This is a genomic window from Myxococcus sp. RHSTA-1-4 (assembly GCF_020037125.1).
In the GTDB taxonomy this organism is placed as follows: Bacteria; Myxococcota; Myxococcia; order Myxococcales; family Myxococcaceae; genus Myxococcus.
The window spans coordinates 96,923-114,025 of sequence record NZ_JAIQDG010000001.1 but is presented as its reverse complement, the minus strand read 5'-3'; the positions used below and the strand labels follow the sequence as shown (position 1 = coordinate 114,025).

Genomic DNA, 17,103 nt, shown 5'->3' with positions numbered 1-17,103 from the left:
ACTCGCTGGTAGCAGGGCCCGGTGTCCCGGAGGCCTGAGCCTCCAGGTCGCGGCCTCAGCCCGTCCCGGACTTCGCCGGCAGCAGGGCGAGCACGCGCGCGAGCACGGAGACACCCTCCTCGTACTCCGCCAGGTCGATGTGCTCGTGCGGGGTGTGGTCCAGCGAGGAGTCCCCGGGGCCGTAGGCGACGGTGGGGACGGCCCAGGCGGACGCCACCGTGTTCCAGTCGGACGTCCCCGTCTTCAGGCGCAGGGTGGGGCGCACGCCGCGCTCGCGCAGGGCCTGCTTGAAGGCGCGGGTGAGGGCATCGTTTCCTCCCGCGCTGACGGCATCCTTGCGGGACACGGTCTTCATGCTCACGCCCGGAACCCCGCCCAGGCTCGCGAGGAGCGCGTCCGTCTCGCTCGACGGCCCGGTGCGGATGCTCACGTTGGCCCGGGCCCACTCCTCCGCTTCCTCCGCGCCCGTGTGGAAGTCGGTCAGCGAGGGCAGGTCCTGCTCGAAGAGCGTACGCCCCTCGTTCCACCCGTCGCAGTGGCGGCGCAGCGCGTTCCACGCCTCGATGACGTGCTCGGCGGGGGCCCGGTAGTCGCGGCTCGCCGTGTGGCGCCGGCTCGCGCGGTACTCCAGCTCCAGGCGCACGAGGCCCTTGTAGCCCACCGTGACGGCGTGGGCGCCGCTGGGCTCGCCGTTGACGACGAAGTCCGGCCGGTAGCGCTCGCGCACGTGGAGCGCTCCGCGGGTGATGGCTACCTCCTCCTCCACGCAGCCCAGCAGGAGGAAGCGCTTGCCGGCGCGCTCCGCGTCCTCCAGCAGCTCCACGGCCTCGATGAAGGCGGCGAGCGCCCCCTTCGCGTCCACGGCGCCGCGGCCGAAGAGGCGCGAGCCCTCCAGCCGCACGGGCACCTCGCCGGGCACGGTGTCGATGTGGCCGAGCAGCGCGACGCAGGTGTCCCCGTCGCCGAGGCTGGCCACGGTGTTGCCCACCTCGTCCACGTGGGCATGCCAGCCGCGCTGCTCCAGGCGCTCCGCCAGCGCGCGGGAGAAGGCCTGCTCGTGGTGGCTGGGGCTGTACTGCTCCACCATCCACCGGAGCAGCTCCGGGCTCTGCTCACGCGTCCGCATCAACCACCGTCCGCGAAAGGGTGAGCTTCGTGCCGGCCTCGCACGTCAGCGCGGAGAGCACCGGCCGGGGGACACCCGCTCCGCTCACGTGCACCACCGGGACACCACCCGTGAGCGCGCGCCGTGCCGCCTCCAGCTTGTAGCGCATGCGCCCGGTGGCCAGCTCCATGGCGCGCGGGAGGTCGTCGCTCCAGCGCACGAGCGTCGCCGGGTTCTTCGGGTCCTCCAGCAACCCCGGCACGTTGGAGAGCATCACCAGCGCCCGGGCCCCGAGCGCGGTGGCGATGGCCGCGGCGGCCTGGTCCGCGTCGACATTCACCAGGACACCATCCACCGTCACGGCCGGCGGGCAGACGACGGGGACGTGGCCCTGCTCCAGCAGCAGGCCCAGCAGCCGGGTGTTCACCTCGGTGATTTCGCCGGCCACGTGCTCCCGCTCGATGCGCGTGCGTCCGGCCTCCTGGACCTTCAGCGGGGGGCGCCGCCGCGCCAGCAGCAGGCGCCCGTCCGCGCCGCAGAGCCCGAGGCCGGACACGTTCTGGGCCAGCAGCGAGATGACGACGCGCTTGTTCACGTCACCCACCCACGCCATGGTCAGCACGCGCAGCGTGGCCGCGTTCGTGAGGCGCACGACGTTGCCGGAAGCCGTCATCGCCTCGGTGCGCTCCATGGACAGGGCCTTGAGCAGCCCGTCGCCCGCGTCCGAGCCTCCGTTCACCACCACGACGTGCTCGCCACGCCGCGTCAGCTCCGCGACGTCCAAGCAGACGTTGTCGAGGTCCACGCCCGCGGCCCCGCCAATCTTCACCACCAGCGGCGGGCGGGCGCCCCGGTCCTGTGAGGTGGCGGCGCTCATCCGATGACACTCGCGCCGCCGTCCACGAGCTGCACCGTGCCGGTGATGAACGAGGCGCGCTCGCTGGCGAGGAAGGCCGCGGCGGCCGCGAACTCCTCCGCGCGGCCCACGCGGCGCAGGGGAATGTGCGCGGCCATGGCACGCAGACCGGCCTCCACGTCGGCTCCGGCGGCGCGCTCCACGGGAGGCGTGCGGGTGTAGCCCGGCGCCAGCACGTTGACGGTGACGCCGCAGTCCCCCAACTCCTGCACCAGCGCGGAGGCGAAGCCCACGAGTCCCAGACGCGCCGTCCCGGACAGGGCGAAGCGGGCGACGGGGCGCACCACCGTCTCGGAGGTGATGAGGAGCAGGCGTCCCCAGTGCGCCGCCTTCATGTACGGCAGCGCCGCCAGCGCGAGGTTGATGGCCGGCAGGAGCACCCCATTCAGGGCCTCCTGGTAGGCCTCGATGCCGAAGTGCGTCGCCGGCCCCGGCGGCGGCCCGGCGCTGTTCGTCACGACGATGTGGGGGCCGCCCAGCTTCCCGGCGACGTCCTCGACCCACGCCTTCGCGGCGCCGTGGTCTCTCAGGTCCACGGCGGTGGCGAGCACCTTCCCGCCGCGCGAGAGCGCCCTCAGCTCCTTCTCGGCCCGGGCGAGCTTCTCCGCGTCCCGCGCGCCGATGGCGACGTGCGCCCCTTCCTTCACCAGCTCCTCCGCCACGGCCAGCCCCAGTCCGCTGGAGCCGCCGGCGATGAGTGCGACTTTATTGGCCAGTCCCAGTTCCAAAGGTGTCCCTCCTGGAGTCTCCGGCGTCCACTGACGGCTCGGGGCGTACGACGTGCAGGGATGAGGGCGGCGCGCGGCCATAGCGGTAGCGCCCCATCAGCGGCCACGCCAGCGCGGACGCCACGGCCTTCGCCCGCGTGGACAGCTCCTTGCGCCACGAGTCGTCTCCGGCCCGCAGCAGCGTGGGGCCGCTGAGGAAGCGGTCCGGGTTGCCGGTGACGGTGTGGTTGCCTCCGAGGTGGACGGTGCGCCGGTGCACCGGGTTCGCCGAGCGGTCCACCCCGATGAGCCGGAGCAGCCTGTCCACCGTGGCGGCGGGCTCGGCGATGAAGTCCTCGTAGCGCAGGAAGAGCGAGCGCTCCGGGTAGCGCCGGGTGACCAGCTCGGAGCCGGCGTTGAACCCCAGCCAGTAGGCGGTGCTGCGCGCCGCGGACATGGGGACGACGTACTGCTTCGTCTTCGTCCACGAGTGCGCGACGGCGCGCGGGTCCCTCACCAGGTGCAGGTAACAGGGAGTGACGCCCTTCACGTGCGGCAGCAGCGCCGCCTCGGAGGGGAACTTGCCGCTGTCCACGATGATGCGCGAGCCGGTGACGTCCGCGATGGTGCGGTACGTCCTCGCCAGCAGGCCGGCGTGCTCGCGCAGGGGCAGCGCGGACAATCCGCGCCACAGCACGCGCGGCGTGTGCCGCGTCCGGACGGTGGCCTGCTGCCTCAGCACCACCCTCGCGGCATGGGCCTGGGGCGACTCCCCCGGGGCCACGCCCTGCTGGAGCACCCTGGACCAGAGCGTGCAGTCCACCAGCTGCGCGCCGCAGCCGCACAGCGTGTTGGAGCCATTCCCGTAGGCGTTCTTCCACAGGAAGCTCAGCTCCCCGGTGTGGAAGCACCCCTCCACCTCGTTGAGGACGTTGCCGATGATGGTGCTGCCGCTGCGGCACCAGCCGGTGACGTAGAGGACGGTGAGCGGGCTCATGGTCAGAGCTTCGCGACGAAGAAGTGCGTGGGCAGGTGGATGGCGAGCGCCTCGTGAATCTCGCCGCGGATGGCCAGCCCCTCGCGCGGGAAGATGCCGGGGGGCGGCTCCGCGAAGCGGATTTCCGAGCGGCCGGAGTCGAAGAGGGTGGCGCCCGCGGTGAAGTCACCGACGACGACGGTGCCCTGGGTCACCATGCGCGTGCGGCAGATGCGGATGCCCATGCTCGCCAGCTCCCCCAGCAGTCCGTGCTGCCCGAGGAGGTGCTGGTAGTAGTCCACCGAGTTGATGAGGATGCCGTCCGCCGAGCCGCCCATCTGTTCCACCTCGGCGCACGCGGCGAGCAGCGAGGTGACGGGGTCCTTGCGCGCGGGCAGCCGGGTGACGCCCGGCGTCTCCAGCAGGCCGCGCACGCGCTCTCCGCCCTTCCCAATCGTGAGCGCCTGGTTTTCCGCCGTGCACAGCCGGACGAGCAGGCGGAAGTCGATGAACTGCGCGAGCGCCTCCGGGTCGTCCAGCAGGTTGGGGGGAAGCTGCACCCAGCCCGTCGTGGGCCGCAGAGGCTGCTGGTCGAAGTGGAACTCGAACGCCGCTTCCGGGCGCAGCGACACGTCCTGGACGTGGGCGCCGGGCGCGGTGGTGGGGTGCGTCTCGTACCAGTAGCGGGCCTGGGGCTTGTCGGACGTCTTCACCTTGAAGAGGGCGCGCACGGCCACGCGGGGACGGCGCTTGAAGCCCGGGAAGTCCTCGGTGATGGTGGTGGAGAACTGGACGCGCGCCTTCGTGCCCTGGGCCGCCACGGCGGCGGCGAAGACGGCTCCGGGAGACTGGGGGGCGGGCTCCGCGGGGGATTGCGTGCTCATGGTCTGCCTTTCGCTCTCGCGTCAGAGGGGGTGGAGGCCGCGGAAGCCGAGGCCTTCCGTCTCGGGTCTGCCAAGCATCAGGTTGAGGACATGCACCGCGGTGCCGGCGGCGCCCTTCACCAGGTTGTCCAGCGCCGCGTTGACGACGATGCGGCCGCGCTCCGGGTCCACGTCCACGGCCAGGTCGCAGTGGTTGGTGCCAGAGAGCGGCCCCGGCTCGGGGAAGGGGGACGCGCTCGCGTTGGGCCGCACCACGTGGACGAAGGGCTTGTCCCGGTAGGTGCTGGCCAGGGCGCGCAGGGGCTCGGCCTCGTCGAAGGGGCGCGCGGCGAAGGTGTGCACCGTGGCCAGCACGCCGCGCACAGCGGGCACGGCCGTGGCGCTGAAGTGCACGGTGGGGCGCTGGCCCGTGAGGCGCTCCGTGACGCCCTCGATTTCGCCCGTGTGCCGGTGGCCCACCGGCTTGTAGCAGCGCAGCGCGGAGGCGCGCTCCGGGTGGTGGGAGGCGCGGTCCGGCGTGGCGCCGCCGCCGGAGGAGCCCGTCTTCGCGTCGACGATGACGTCCGGCTTCACCAGCCTCGCGCGCACCAGCGGGAGCAGCGCCAGCAGCGCCGCGTGCGCCATGCAGCCGGGCACCGCGACGAAGCGCGCGTCCGGTAGCCGCTCGGCGGCCCACTCCGGCAACCCGTAGACGAACTCCGGCGTGGAGGCGGGGCGCGGGTGCTTGCGGTACCAGCGCTCGTGCTCGGCGGGCTCCAGCCGGAAGTCCGCGCTGAGGTCGATGATGCGGCCCGCCAGCTCCGTCACGCGGGCCCAGCGCTGGAGCAGCCCGCCCTGCGGCAGGCAGCTCAGCAGCACGTCGCAGGGGCCCAGCGCCTCATGGGGGACGAAGCGCGGGGTGCCGAGGCCCCGGAGGTGGGGGTGGGGGAAGTCCAGCCGCTTGCCGGCGTACTGGTCGGAGGTGGCCTGGGTCACCTCCACCGCCGGATGGGCCAGCAGGAGCCGCAGCACCTCTCCACCCGTGTAGCCGCTGGCTCCCAGCACCGCGACGCGAGTCATGGCAGCACCCCGAGGACGTAGTCCGCCATCAGCTCCGGCAGGGGAATGCCGGAGACCTCGATGCTCCGCGCGAACTCCACGCAGTGGTTGATTTCGTTGACCAGCACCCGGCCGTCCCGCGTCTCGAGCAGGTCCACCGCGAGGATGTCCCCGCCCACGGCCTCCGCCGCGCGCTCGGCGAGCCTCGCGTGGGAGGCGGGCACCTCGTATCGCTCGGGGATGGCGCCGCGGGCCGTGTTGGTAATCCAGTGCTCGGACCGCCGGCGGATGCCGCCCACGGCCCTGCCCATGACGTACACCCGCAGGTCGTAGCCCGGCTTGTCGATGTATTGCTGCACGAGCGCGACGTGGTCCTGCGCGCCGCCCATCTCGAAGCGCATCGACATGAGGCCCTCGGCGGCGCTGCGTCCGTCCATGCGCGCCACCATGCGGCCCCACGAGCCGAGCACGGGCTTCGTCACGGAGGGGTAGCCCCGGCGGTCGATTTCCGCCACGCAGGACTCCTCCTCGAAGCCCAGGAAGGCCCAGGGCATGGGGATGTCCCGGGCGGCGAGCGCGAGCGTGGTGAGCGCCTTGTCCCCGCAGGTGGAGATGGCGTGCGCGCTGTTGAGCACGCGCGAGCCCTTCACCTCCAGGATGGAGGCCAGGTAGCGCGCGCGTGTGAAGGACATGCTCCGCATCAGCACGGGCGCGCCGTCCCTCCAGCGCTCCCGGTCCAGGGAGAGGACGAGGCCCGAGTCCGCGTGCAGCTCCACGGCGCAGCCCCGCCCGCGCAGCGCGTCGGCGATCATCCGCTCCTCGGTGCGCAGGCGGGTATAGACGAGGTCGACCTTCTTCATCCCGGGCTCACTCGCCCCAGTCCTCTTCGACCTCCGGCGCCTCCTCGAAGCGCAGGGGGGTCAGGCTGACGACCTCCAGCTCCGCCGAGCAGCCCTTGCACGTGACGACTTCTCCCTCCATGAGGTTCGTCCCATCCATGGGCGCGGCGCAGGTGGGGCACTCGTTGACTCCGACGGTGTCGAGCTGCTTCTGCGGGTGCATTCATCCCCTCCTCAGGGCAGGTACGAGCGCCGCCCGGCGCGGGCGCGGCAGGGCGTGCAGAATCCTTTCGGCCAGGGCGGCGCCGTCGAGCCCGTGGCGCTGGAGCAACTCCTCGTGCGAGCCGGCCGTGGCGTCGTAGCGGTCCTGGATGCCGGTGCGGACCACTCGCACGCCCAGCCCGAGCGAGCAGACGCTCTCGCATACCGCGCCGCCGAGCCCTCCCAGCACGGAGTGTTCCTCCACGGTGACGAGCAGCTTCGTGCGCTCCGCCGTCTCCTGGAGGGCCGCCTCGTCGAGCGGCTTGAGCGTGTGCATGTTCATCACGCGCGCGGAGACGCCCTGCGCCTCGAGCCGCCCGGCCGCTTCCAGCGCGACGGCCACGCCGACGTCGCCGTGGGCGATGAGGCCGACGTCGTCCCCCTCGCGCAGGCACATGGCGCGGCCGAGCTCGAACGCGGGCCAGGAGGTCTCACGCCGGCTCACGCGGTTGCGGCCGAGCCGCAGGTACACCGGGCCGTCCAGGTCGATGAGCGCGCGGAGGGCCTGCACCGTCTCCAGGGCATCCGCGGGGGACACCACCGTCATCCCCGGCATGGCGCGGAGGATGGCCAGGTCCTCGATGGCATGGTGCGTGGGGCCGAAGAACGCGCCCGACAGCCCGCCGTAGTCACAGACGAGCTTCACGTTGGCGCGCCCGTAGGCCATGCCGAGCCGCACCTGCTCGCACGCGCGCATCGCCCCGAAGGCGGCGAAGGTGTGGGCGAAGACGACCTGCCCGGTGGCGGCCATGCCGCACGCCACGTCGAGCATCGTCGCCTCGCAGATGCCCAGGTTGATGAAGCGGCCGGGGTGGCGCGCCTCGAAGGGGTCCCCGCCGCCGGCCAGGTCCGCCTCCAGCAGCACCACGCGCGGGTCCTCGTCCGCGAAGCGCGCGAGCGCGTGCCGGAACACCTGCCGGTTGGACAGGGTGGGGTTCTCCCCCAGCCACGCCTCCGGTGCCACGGCCAGGTCCGCGCCGCCCTGCACGGGGGCCGTCACGGCGCCACCTCCCCCAGGGAAGCGAGCGCGCGCCGCAGGTGGTCCGCGCTGAAGACGGCGTAGTGCGGGCCCTTGCCTCGCAGCATGGGCACGCCCGCGCCCTTCTGCGTGTTCGCGACGATGGCGCGCGGCGCCTCGGAGGGGGACTCCAGCGCGGCGCACAGCGCGTCCAGGTCGTGGCCGTCCACCTCCGCCGTCTGGAGCCCGAAGGCGCGCAGCCGCTCCCCCAGGGCCTTCTGCGAGAGGATGGACTCGGTGGGCCCGTCGTTCTGCCCGCCGTTGCGGTCGACGATGACGGTGAGGTTCGCCAGCCGGTGGTGGGCCGCGACCTGGAGCGCCTCCCAGTTGGAGCCCTCGCCCATCTCCCCGTCGCCACAGACGACGTAGACGCGGTTGGGGCGCTGGCGCAGCCGGTGTCCCAGCGAGAGCCCCACGCCCAATCCCACGCCATGTCCGAGGCTGCCTGTCGGGAAGTCGACACCCGGCACCTTCGCGCTCACGTGGCCGGTGAAGTCGCTGCCCTTCGCGTTGTATCGCCGGACCAATTCTTCAGCGTCGATGAAGCCGAACTCCGCCAGCGCCGCGTAGAGCCCGGCCGCCGCGTGGCCCTTGGAGAGGATGAGGTGGTCTCTCACCTCGGCGCGAGGCTCCTTCGGGTCCACCTTCATCACCCGCCCGAGCAGTGCGACGAGGACCTCCACCACGGAGAGTGAGCCGCCGAGGTGACAGCCGGTGGGCGACGCGGCGAGCCGGACGATGGTCCGGCGGATGCGTCTGGCGCGTTCCTCGAGGGGTACCAGGGCCATGGGGGTCATCCGTCCGGAAAATTCGGACGTCATCGTCTTTGTCGCAGATTCCGGGCTTTGCTGCTGAAGCTAGGTAATCTGGTGCGCGCAAGTCAATGTATGCCATTGAGGCACAAGGCCGGAGATGTCCGAAATCACCGTCTTGAGCGCAATTCATGTGAAAGTTATGGTCGCGCGCGGCCGAGAGTGGTCACCCTTTCCAGGAGCGTGCGCGAATGGCGGGAGGTTTCGGCAGGGGGCTGGAGCAGGAGAAGGCCGCGCTGTACCGGAGCCGGGGCTGGTGGCGGGACGAGACGGTGCTCGACGACCTGCGCCGCGCCATCCAGGCCCATCCGAATAAAACAGCCATCGTCGCGGCCCGCTACTTCGCGAAGGATGTCATCAAGCTGACATATGCGGAGCTGGGCCGATACACGGACCGGTTCGCGGTGGCGTTGCTGGAGTTGGGCGTACGCCGGGGAGTGCCGGTGGCGGTGCAGCTCCCCAACTGGTGGCAGTTCACCGCGTTGGCGCTGGCGTGCGCGCGCATCGGCGCCGTCATTGCCCCCATTCCCCCGGACTACCGGCGCCGCGAGGTGGAGTTCATCCTCGGGAGGACGGAGGCCTCCGTCTACGTCGGGCCGGCGAGCTGGAGCGGACACTCTCACCGGGACATGGCCCGGGAACTGGCGCGGGTGTTGCCGTCGCTGAAGCACCGGGTGCTCGTGGGCCTGGGGGCGCAGGCGGCGCGGGAGGACGGCGAGCTGGACTTCGACGCGCACTTCGTCGAGCGGCGCTGGGAGGACGAGCGCCCGGCGAGCGTCCTCGACGAGCTGTCGGCGCGCGCGGACGACGTCTGCAACATCCTCTACACGTCGGGGACGACGGGAGAGCCCAAGGGCGTCGTCCACTCCCACAACACCAACTACGGCATCACCCGGGCGCTCAGCGACACGATGGGGCTGGGCGCGGATGATGTGGTGTCGCTGCCGTCGCTGCTCACGGCGTCCAGCGGGTTCACCTACCTCTATTTGATGCCCGTCCTCCTGGGGGCCACCGCCGTCTACATGGACGTGGGGGACCCGGAGCTGACGCTGCGGCTCATCGAGGAGCACCGCGTCACGTTCATGTACGGGATTCCCACGTACCTCATGAATGTGATTGCGGCGAAGCGGAAGCACGGGCGCGATACGTCGTCGCTCCGGCGGCTGGCCACGGGCTCCATTCCCGTTCCGCCGCACCTCATCGCCTCGGTGCGAGAGGTCTTCGGTGTTCAATTACATACACTCTGGGGGATGACGGAGAACGGCGCGGTGACGATGACGCGCCGCGAGGACCCGCCGGAGTGGCCCGCGAGCAGCGACGGGCGGCCCGTGGAGTGGATGGAGGTGAGAATCGTCCCCGCGCTGGCCGAGGACGGGACGCCCTACCCGGAGGGGACGGGGCGGCTGCTGGTGCGTGGCGCCAGCCAGTGCCTGGGCTACTTCAAGCGGGAGGACCTGTACGCGGCCTGTGTGGACGCGGAGGGCTGGTTCGACACGGGAGACCTCGCGCGGGATGACGGGCGGGGCGGCATCCGCATCGTCGGGCGGCTGAAGGACGTCATCTTCCGGTACGGCCAGAAGGTCCCCGTCGTCGAGGTGGAGTCGGCGCTCTACTCGCATCCGAAGGTGAAGGAGGTCGCCGTCGTCGGCCACTCGGACGACCGCATCGGCGGCGAGCGGGTGTGCGCGGTGGTGGTGGCTCGCGACGAGGTCCCCACGCTGGACGAGCTGCGGGCCCATTTGAAGGCACAGGGCATGTCCAACCAGTACTGGCCGGACCGCCTGGAGGTCGTCGAGGAGATGCCGAAGACGCCCTCGGGGAAGATTCGGAAGTACCTGCTGCGGGAGCGCCTGAAGTGAGCACCGACGACACCAGCACCCTGATGCAGCGGCTGTCCGGCTACTGGCGCGAGCTGCTCGGAGTGGACGCACTCCGGCCGGAGGACCACTTCCTGGAAGTGGGGGGCAACTCGCTGATGGCGACGATGCTCGCCAACCGCATCGAGGAGGAGCTGGGTGTCCAGCTCTCCATGGTGGACCTGTTCAACACGCTGGAGCACGTCGTCGCGGCCTGCGAGGAACAGCTCCGCGAGCAGGGCCGCCCGCTACCGGTGGCGTGATGGACGCGCACGCGCCGAAGCCAGGGGGCTCCCGGAGCCGCAGGCCGCCACCGTTGGCGCCCGTGCCGAGGGAAGGGGCCTTGCCGCTGTCCTTCGCCCAGCAGCGGCTGTGGTTCCTGGCGCAGGTGGACGCGGGGGGCTTCTCCTACAACGTGCCCTTCTTCTCGCGGCTGAGAGGGCCGCTGGACGTGGCGGCGCTGGAGCGTGCGCTGACGGAGTTGGTGCTCCGGCATGAAGCGCTGCGCACCACGTTCGGAGAGGAAGGAGGGCAGCCGGTGCAGCGGATTGCACCGGAGGCCGTGGTGCCGCTGCCGGTGGAGACGCTGGAGGCACGGGCATGGGAAGTGGTGGTGCGGCGCGCGGAAGCGGAGGTGCCGCTGCCGGCCGAGTCGTGGGAAGCACGGACGCGAGATGAGATGCGGCCCGCGGAAGCGGAGGCGCCGCTGCCGGTGGAGACGCTGGAGGAGCTGGAGCGGGAGGTGGTGCGGCGCGCGGAGGAGGAAGCGCGGCGGCCGTTCGACCTGGAGAAGGGCCCGCTGCTGCGAGCCAGGCTGCTGCGGTTGGCGCCCGAGGAGCACGTGCTCCTCCTGATGCTGCACCACATCGCGTGTGACGGGTGGTCGCTGGAGCTGCTGGAGCGGGAGCTGCGCGTGCTCTACGCGGCCTTCAGTACGGGCGCGGCTCCGGCGCTGCCTGCGCTGCCGGTGCAGTACGCGGACTACACGCTATGGCAGCGGGCATGGCTGAAGGACGAGGTGCTGGAGGAGCAGCTCGCATGGTGGAAGGCCCACCTCGCGGGGGCATCTCCCGCGCTGGAGCTGCCCCTGGACCGGCCGAGGCCGCCAGTGCAGTCCTTCATCGGCACCAGCCTGACGGTGCCCCTGTCGCCGTCCCTGTCCTCCGCGGTGAAGGAGCTGGGGCGGCGCGAGGGTGTGACGCCCTTCATGCTGCTGCTGGCGGGCTACCAGGCACTGCTGTCGCGCTATAGCGGCCAGCGGGACGTGGTGGTGGGCACGCCGATTTCCGGACGCAACCGGCGCGAGGTGGAGGGGCTCATCGGCTTCTTCGTCAACACGCTGGCCCTGCGCATGGACGTGGACGGAGAGGAGCGCTTCCGGGGCCTGTTGCGCCGCGTCCGTGAGGCGTGCCTGGGGGCGTACGCGCACCAGGACGTGCCCTTCGAGATGCTGGTGGACGCGCTGCAGCCGGTGCGCGACCTGAGCCGCTCGCCGCTGTTCCAGGTGATGTTCGTGCTGCAAGGTGTCCGCCCACTGCCGTCACTGCCCGGGCTGGACGCGAGTGAGGTCGCCTTCGACGCCGGCATGGCGAAGTTCGACCTGACGCTGTTCATGCGGGAGACGGCGGAGGGATGGCTGTGCGTCTGGGAGTACAGCACGACGCTCTTCGACGAAGCGACGGTGCGGCGGTTGGCGGACTCCTACGTGCGGTTGCTCGAGGCGGCGGTGGCGGACCCGGAAGCCCTCGTCGGTGAGCTGCCGTTGCTGGGCGAGGAGGAACGCCGACGCCTGGTGGAGGAGTGGAGCGGGCGCGTGGACGCCGAGTACGCGCCGGAGCTGATGCACGAGTGGGTGGAAGCGCAGGTGGCGCGCACGCCCGATGCGGTCGCGGTAACGGACGGCCGGGAGGAGCTGACGTACGCGCGGCTGGAGGCACAGGCCAATCAGCTCGCGCACCACCTCGTGGCGCTGGGCGTGAAGCCGGGCGGGACGGTGGGGCTGTGCGTGGAGCGCGGCAGCCCGCGGATGCCGGTGGCGGTGCTGGCGACGCTCAAGGCGGGAGCGGCCTTCCTCCCGTTGGACCCGAGCTATCCGGTCGAGCGGCTGGCGCAGATGCTGGAGGACACGGGTGCGCCGGTGGTGCTGGTCCAGGGCCGTCTGGAAGAGGCGCTGCCGAGAGGGCTCGAAGCACGGCTGGTGCGGCTGGAGCAGGAGGCGGAAGCGATTGACGCGAGGCCCACCTTCGCGCCCGCGGTGCCACTGTCATCGGAGACTCCCTGTTACTTCGTCTACACGTCGGGGAGCACGGGCCGGCCGAAGGGCATCGTCATGTCGCATCGGGCGGTGGGCAACATGCTGCGCTGGTTGCTGGAACGCACGGTGGACCCGGCCGCGACGACGCTTCAGTTCGCATCGCTGAACTTCGACGTGTCGTTCCAGGAGCTGTTCGGCACCTGGTGCCTGGGTGGCAAGGTGCTGCTCGTGAGCGAGGTGCAGCGCAGGGACCCGGTGCGGCTTCTCCGGCTGATGGTGGAGCACGAAGTGGGACGGCTCTATCTGCCCTTCGTGGCGTTGCAGGCGCTGTGCGAGGTGGCGCAGCTGGAGCCGCGACTCCCACCGCTGAACGAAGTGGTGACGGCAGGGGAGCAGCTTCAGGTGACTCCGGCGCTGGTGGCCTTCTTCGAGCGGCTACCGGGGTGCGTGCTGGAGAACCAGTACGGACCCTCGGAGGCGCACGTGGTGACGGCGTGGCGGGCTCGGGGCGCGCCGTCCCGGTGGCCCGCGCTCCCTCCGGTGGGAGCGCCCATCCACAACGTGCAGGTGTACGTGCTGGACGAGCGGGGAGCGCCGTGCCCTGTCGGCGTCGCCGGAGAGGTGTACGTCGGTGGCGCGAGCGTCGCGCACGGGTACCACGGCAGGCCGGAGCTGACGGCGGAGCGCTTCCTGCCGGACGCGCTGAGCGGGCAACCCGGAGGCCGGCTGTACCGGACGGGCGACAAGGCCCGCTGGCTGGCGGATGGCAACCTGGAGTTCCTGGGCCGGCTGGACGGACAGGTGAAGGTACGCGGCTTCCGGGTGGAACTGGGCGAGGTGGAGGTGGCGCTGCGGGGGCTGTCCGGTGTGAAGGATGCGGCGGCGGTGGTCCGGGAAGACGGCGGAGTGAAGCGGCTGGTGGGCTACGTGGTGCGGGGCGCGGAGGAGGCGTGGGACGCGGAGGCGCTGAAGAGACAGCTCGGGCGCCGGGTGCCCGAGTACATGGTGCCCTCGGTGCTGGTGCGGCTGGAGGCGCTGCCGCTGACGCCCAGCGGCAAGGTGGACCGCAAGGCGCTGCCGGCGCCGGACACCCAGCGACAGGAGCTCGCGAGCACCTACGAGGCGCCTCGTGATGAGCTGGAGCGCCAGTTGGTGGGCGTCTGGGAGGAGGTGCTGGGCGTACGCCCCGTTGGCGTGAGGGATGACTTCTTCTCGCTGGGCGGCCACTCGCTGCTGGCCATCCGCCTGCTGGCGCGCATCCGGAGCAGCCTGGGCCGTGCCCTTCCCGTGTCGGCGCTGTTCCAGCAGGCGACGGTGGCCCACCTGGCGGCCCTGCTGCGCGAGGACGCCGAGCCGTGGTCTCCCCTGGTGCGGCTGAAGGAAGGCCGGGGCCGGAGGCCCTTCTTCTGTGTCCACCCCGTGGGCGGCACCGTCCTGAGCTACACGGAGCTCGCGCGCCTGCTCGGGCCGGAGCAGCCCTTCTACGGTTTGCAGGCTCGGGGCCTCGAAGGGGATGCGCCGCCATGCGAGACCCTCCCCGAGATGGCCGCCCTCTACGTCGCCGCGCTCCAGTCCGTGCAGCCGCGTGGGCCGTACCTGCTGGGGGGCTGGTCCATGGGGGCCAGCATCGCATGGGAGATGGCCTGTCAGCTCCAGACGCGGGAAGAGCGCGTGGAGGTGCTCGCGCTCATCGACGGCTTCGTGCGTCCCTTCGACGGGGACGGATCGCCACCCGGCCACGACGAGGCCGCGCGGCTGGGCGCGCTGTTCTACAAGGACCTGCTGCGAGCGGCGGGACATGCCCTGCCGCTGGAGGATGAGGCGCTCTCACGGATGGCCCCGGAGGCGCTGCTGCGCACCCTGGAGGAGGCCGGCCAGTCGCTCGCGACCGGCACCCAGCCGCTGCGAGCCCTGCGCGGGGTCTTCGAGCTCAACCTCCTGGCGGCGTGGCGCTATGTGCCCCCGCCGTACTCCGGGCCCGTGGTTTCCCTCCAGGCGAAGGGCACCACCCGCGTGCATGGCTGGGAAGCGGTGGCCACCGGCGCGCTCGAGGTCCACGAGCTCGACGGCGACCACTACTCCATCCTGCGCGCTCCACACGTGGAGCGGCTGGCGTCACTCTTGAGGAACTGTCTGGAACGTGCGGGTTAGCGCCGGGCGCTCTCAGTACCGCCGCACGTTCGGGTCGGGCAGCGCGCCTCGGACTCGCCACACGGTGAGCCGCTGGGAGTTGGTGTGGCTCACCACCATGCCCTCCTGCTGCATCTGCTCCAGCAGGCGGTTCGTCTTGAGCCGGTCCAGCCCCACGGCCTTGGCCAGCATGTCACCGGGCATGCCGCTGATGTTGCGGCGCAGCTCGTTGACGATGGCCCGCTTGAACTCGTTCTTCTGGAGGCCATCCAGGTCCTGCGTCCTCCAGGCCTGGAGGATGCCCGCGGCGATGATGACGAGCGTCAGCACCGCCAGCGCCGGATAGACGATGTGGCTGTTCTGCTCCAGCACCTCGAAGTAGCCGGGTGACAGGGAGGAGACGGGCTTCGCGTAGTCCGGCGCGGCCTGCGCCAGCAGTCCATTCATCAGGAGCATCTGGGGGGAAGTCATTGCCACGGCCCGGACTCTAGGAAAAGCCACGCCTTGCCCGCAACCGGGCGGACAAGGCGTGTGGCCCTGACTACACCGCGCCGATGGCCTCCGTGGCGCCCTCGGCGAACAGCGTGGTGTCCGCCTTGGCCAGCAGCGAGGCGAGTCCCTCGCGCGTCGTGGCGCTGATGGCCACGCCGCCCCGGCTGCGCAGCAGCGCCTCGATGTCCTCGGGCGCCATCCGGTCCGCCTTGTTCCACACCATGAGGCGCGGCTTCTCCATCAGCCCCAGCGACTCGAGGATGTTCTCCACCGCCTCCACCTGCTCGTCGCGCGCGGGGTCCGCCGCGTCCACGACGTGCAGGAGCAGGCTGGCGTCGTACAGCTCCTCCAGCGTGGCGCGGAAGGCCGCGACCAGGTCCTTGGGCAAATCCCGGATGAAGCCCACCGTGTCGGTGATGATGACCTCCCGCTCCTGCGGGAAGCGCAGCCGCCGGCTGGTGGGGTCCAGCGTGGCGAACAGCTTGTTCTCCGCCAGCACGTCCGCGTTGGTAATCGCGTTGAGCAGCGTGGACTTGCCCGCGTTGGTGTAGCCGACGATGGAGATGACCGGCAGCTCGCGCCGGTTGCGTTGCGCCCGCCGCACGCTGCGCTCGCGGCTGATGGCGTCGATGCGCTTCTCCAGGTGGGTAATCCGCTCACGCACCCGGCGACGGTCGATTTCCAGCTTCGTCTCGCCAGGGCCTCGTCCGCCGATGCCACCCGCGAGCCGGCTGAGCGAGTCATCGCTCTGCACCAGCCGGGGCAGCCGGTACTTGAGCTGGGCCAGCTCCACCTGGAGCTTGCCCTCGGCGCTCTGCGCGCGCTGCGCGAAGATGTCGAGGATGAGCTGCGAGCGGTCCAGCACCTTGAGGCTGGTGGCCTCGCCGATGTGGCGCCCCTGAGACGGGGTGAGGTCCTTGTCGAAGATGAGCAGGTCCACCATGGACTGCATGGAGCGCAGGTTGAGGTCCTCCAGCTTGCCGCGGCCGATGAGGTAGCGCGGGTCCGCCTCGCGGCGCACCTGGAGCACGCTGTCGATGACCTCCACGCCCGCGGTGCGCGCCAGCTCCTTCAGCTCCGCGAGGCTGGCCTCCGCCTGTCCGCGGTCGCCGTTGAGGCACACCGCGACGAGGATGGCCTTCTCCCGGCCCCCGACGGTGCGGGCGGCCGCCTTGCGGCTGAACTCCTCTTCCAGCGCGTCCAGCGTGTCCATCAGGTCCGGCTGCTCCCCGTGGACGGAGGGCAGCGTGCTGACGTGCCAGAACTCCCCGGTGCCGTTCTCCGGCACGAGGTACGCGTAGTGGAGCACGCCGGGAAGGCCCTCGTTGCCCACGCCGATGGCGGCCACGCAGTCCAGCCGCAGCAGCGCGAGGTCCGTCAGGTCGTCCTTCGTCAGCGGCTCGCTCTTGAGGTGGGTGTGGACCAGCCTCAGGCCGCGCAGACGCACCTGGCCCGCGCGGGCGCGGCCGATGTCCGGCAGCTCCAGCTTGTGGGCGTTGCCCACCACCACGTGCTCGATGTCGCCCTTGCGGTTGATGAGCACACCCACCTGCCGGTTCGTCTCACGCGACAGCTCGGTGAGGTGGCGGGCGAGCTCGGGCGAAACGATTTCGTGCGGCGACACGCGCCGCCGGTAGGTGTTCCGCAGCCGGTGCTGCTCGCTCGACTTCAGGCCCAGGGTGTTGCCGTAGATTTCCTTCAATCTGTCTCTCCGTCCCTAGCAACTCTATATGGCCACCGGCGGGGTGGGTTTCATGTCGCGGCCCGTTCCGGAGGCCGTGACAGGGTTGAACACACGGTTGACGCGCCCTCTTT

The 17,103-nt window shown here is 71.2% G+C and carries 15 protein-coding genes; 3 read left to right on the top strand and 12 right to left on the bottom strand.

What is annotated here, in order from left to right; all coding sequences use genetic code 11:
- Positions 1 to 55: 55 nt before the first annotated feature.
- The 10 genes from K8638_RS00465 to K8638_RS00420 are packed head-to-tail and all read right to left on the bottom strand — an operon-like array spanning position 56 to position 8,532.
- The gene (locus K8638_RS00465; protein ID WP_223752369.1) at positions 56 to 1,126 is read right to left on the bottom strand and encodes a M20/M25/M40 family metallo-hydrolase; all 1,071 of its coding nucleotides are present in this window, start codon (positions 1,124 to 1,126) and stop codon (positions 56 to 58) included.
- Positions 1,113 to 1,982, bottom strand: coding sequence for a [LysW]-aminoadipate kinase (locus K8638_RS00460; RefSeq protein ID WP_223752368.1), 870 nt, complete (start codon positions 1,980 to 1,982; stop codon positions 1,113 to 1,115). Before K8638_RS00460 ends, K8638_RS00465 begins: the two co-directional genes overlap by 14 nt.
- Positions 1,979 to 2,749 carry an SDR family oxidoreductase gene (locus K8638_RS00455; protein ID WP_223752367.1) on the bottom strand — a complete coding sequence of 257 codons (771 nt, stop codon included), beginning with the start codon at positions 2,747 to 2,749 and terminating at the stop codon, positions 1,979 to 1,981. The genes K8638_RS00460 and K8638_RS00455 overlap by 4 nt, the downstream gene beginning before the upstream one ends.
- Positions 2,727 to 3,725, bottom strand: coding sequence for a sulfotransferase (locus K8638_RS00450; protein ID WP_223752366.1), 999 nt, complete (start codon positions 3,723 to 3,725; stop codon positions 2,727 to 2,729). Before K8638_RS00450 ends, K8638_RS00455 begins: the two co-directional genes overlap by 23 nt.
- A 2-nt stretch (positions 3,726 to 3,727) precedes the next feature.
- The gene (locus K8638_RS00445) at positions 3,728 to 4,588 is read right to left on the bottom strand and encodes a family 3 encapsulin nanocompartment shell protein (protein WP_223752365.1); all 861 of its coding nucleotides are present in this window, start codon (positions 4,586 to 4,588) and stop codon (positions 3,728 to 3,730) included.
- A gap of 21 nt (positions 4,589 to 4,609) precedes the next feature.
- Entirely contained in the window at positions 4,610 to 5,647 is a 1,038-nt protein-coding gene (argC, locus tag K8638_RS00440) for an N-acetyl-gamma-glutamyl-phosphate reductase (RefSeq protein WP_223752364.1), read from the bottom strand.
- Positions 5,644 to 6,486 carry a RimK family alpha-L-glutamate ligase gene (locus K8638_RS00435; protein WP_223752363.1) on the bottom strand — a complete coding sequence of 281 codons (843 nt, stop codon included), beginning with the start codon at positions 6,484 to 6,486 and terminating at the stop codon, positions 5,644 to 5,646. The genes argC and K8638_RS00435 overlap by 4 nt, the downstream gene beginning before the upstream one ends.
- A gap of 7 nt (positions 6,487 to 6,493) precedes the next feature.
- The gene (gene lysW, locus K8638_RS00430; protein ID WP_223752362.1) at positions 6,494 to 6,688 is read right to left on the bottom strand and encodes a lysine biosynthesis protein LysW; all 195 of its coding nucleotides are present in this window, start codon (positions 6,686 to 6,688) and stop codon (positions 6,494 to 6,496) included.
- Positions 6,689 to 7,726 (bottom strand): transketolase C-terminal domain-containing protein, encoded by a 1,038-nt coding sequence (locus K8638_RS00425; RefSeq protein ID WP_223752361.1) that lies wholly within the window; start codon positions 7,724 to 7,726, stop codon positions 6,689 to 6,691.
- Positions 7,723 to 8,532, bottom strand: coding sequence for a transketolase (locus K8638_RS00420; RefSeq protein ID WP_223752360.1), 810 nt, complete (start codon positions 8,530 to 8,532; stop codon positions 7,723 to 7,725). Before K8638_RS00420 ends, K8638_RS00425 begins: the two co-directional genes overlap by 4 nt.
- Positions 8,533 to 8,747: 215 nt before the next feature.
- Between K8638_RS00420 and K8638_RS00415 the strand changes: the two genes are divergently transcribed.
- From K8638_RS00415 to K8638_RS00400, 3 genes are all read left to right on the top strand, one after another.
- Positions 8,748 to 10,415: an AMP-binding protein gene (locus K8638_RS00415; RefSeq protein ID WP_223752359.1), complete on the top strand. Its 1,668-nt coding sequence runs from the start codon at positions 8,748 to 8,750 to the stop codon at positions 10,413 to 10,415.
- On the top strand, positions 10,412 to 10,675 hold the full coding sequence (locus tag K8638_RS00410; RefSeq protein ID WP_223752358.1) for a phosphopantetheine-binding protein: 264 nt from the start codon (positions 10,412 to 10,414) through the stop codon (positions 10,673 to 10,675). Before K8638_RS00415 ends, K8638_RS00410 begins: the two co-directional genes overlap by 4 nt.
- Positions 10,676 to 10,755: 80 nt before the next feature.
- Entirely contained in the window at positions 10,756 to 14,817 is a 4,062-nt protein-coding gene (locus K8638_RS00400) for a non-ribosomal peptide synthetase (protein ID WP_305071132.1), read from the top strand.
- A gap of 12 nt (positions 14,818 to 14,829) precedes the next feature.
- On the opposite strand, the gene K8638_RS00395 is transcribed toward K8638_RS00400, so the two are convergent.
- Positions 14,830 to 15,267 (bottom strand): hypothetical protein, encoded by a 438-nt coding sequence (locus K8638_RS00395; RefSeq protein WP_223752924.1) that lies wholly within the window; start codon positions 15,265 to 15,267, stop codon positions 14,830 to 14,832.
- A gap of 70 nt (positions 15,268 to 15,337) precedes the next feature.
- Positions 15,338 to 16,990 (bottom strand): GTPase HflX, encoded by a 1,653-nt coding sequence (gene hflX / locus K8638_RS00390; RefSeq protein WP_223752357.1) that lies wholly within the window; start codon positions 16,988 to 16,990, stop codon positions 15,338 to 15,340.
- Between the last annotated feature and the right edge of the window lie 113 nt (positions 16,991 to 17,103).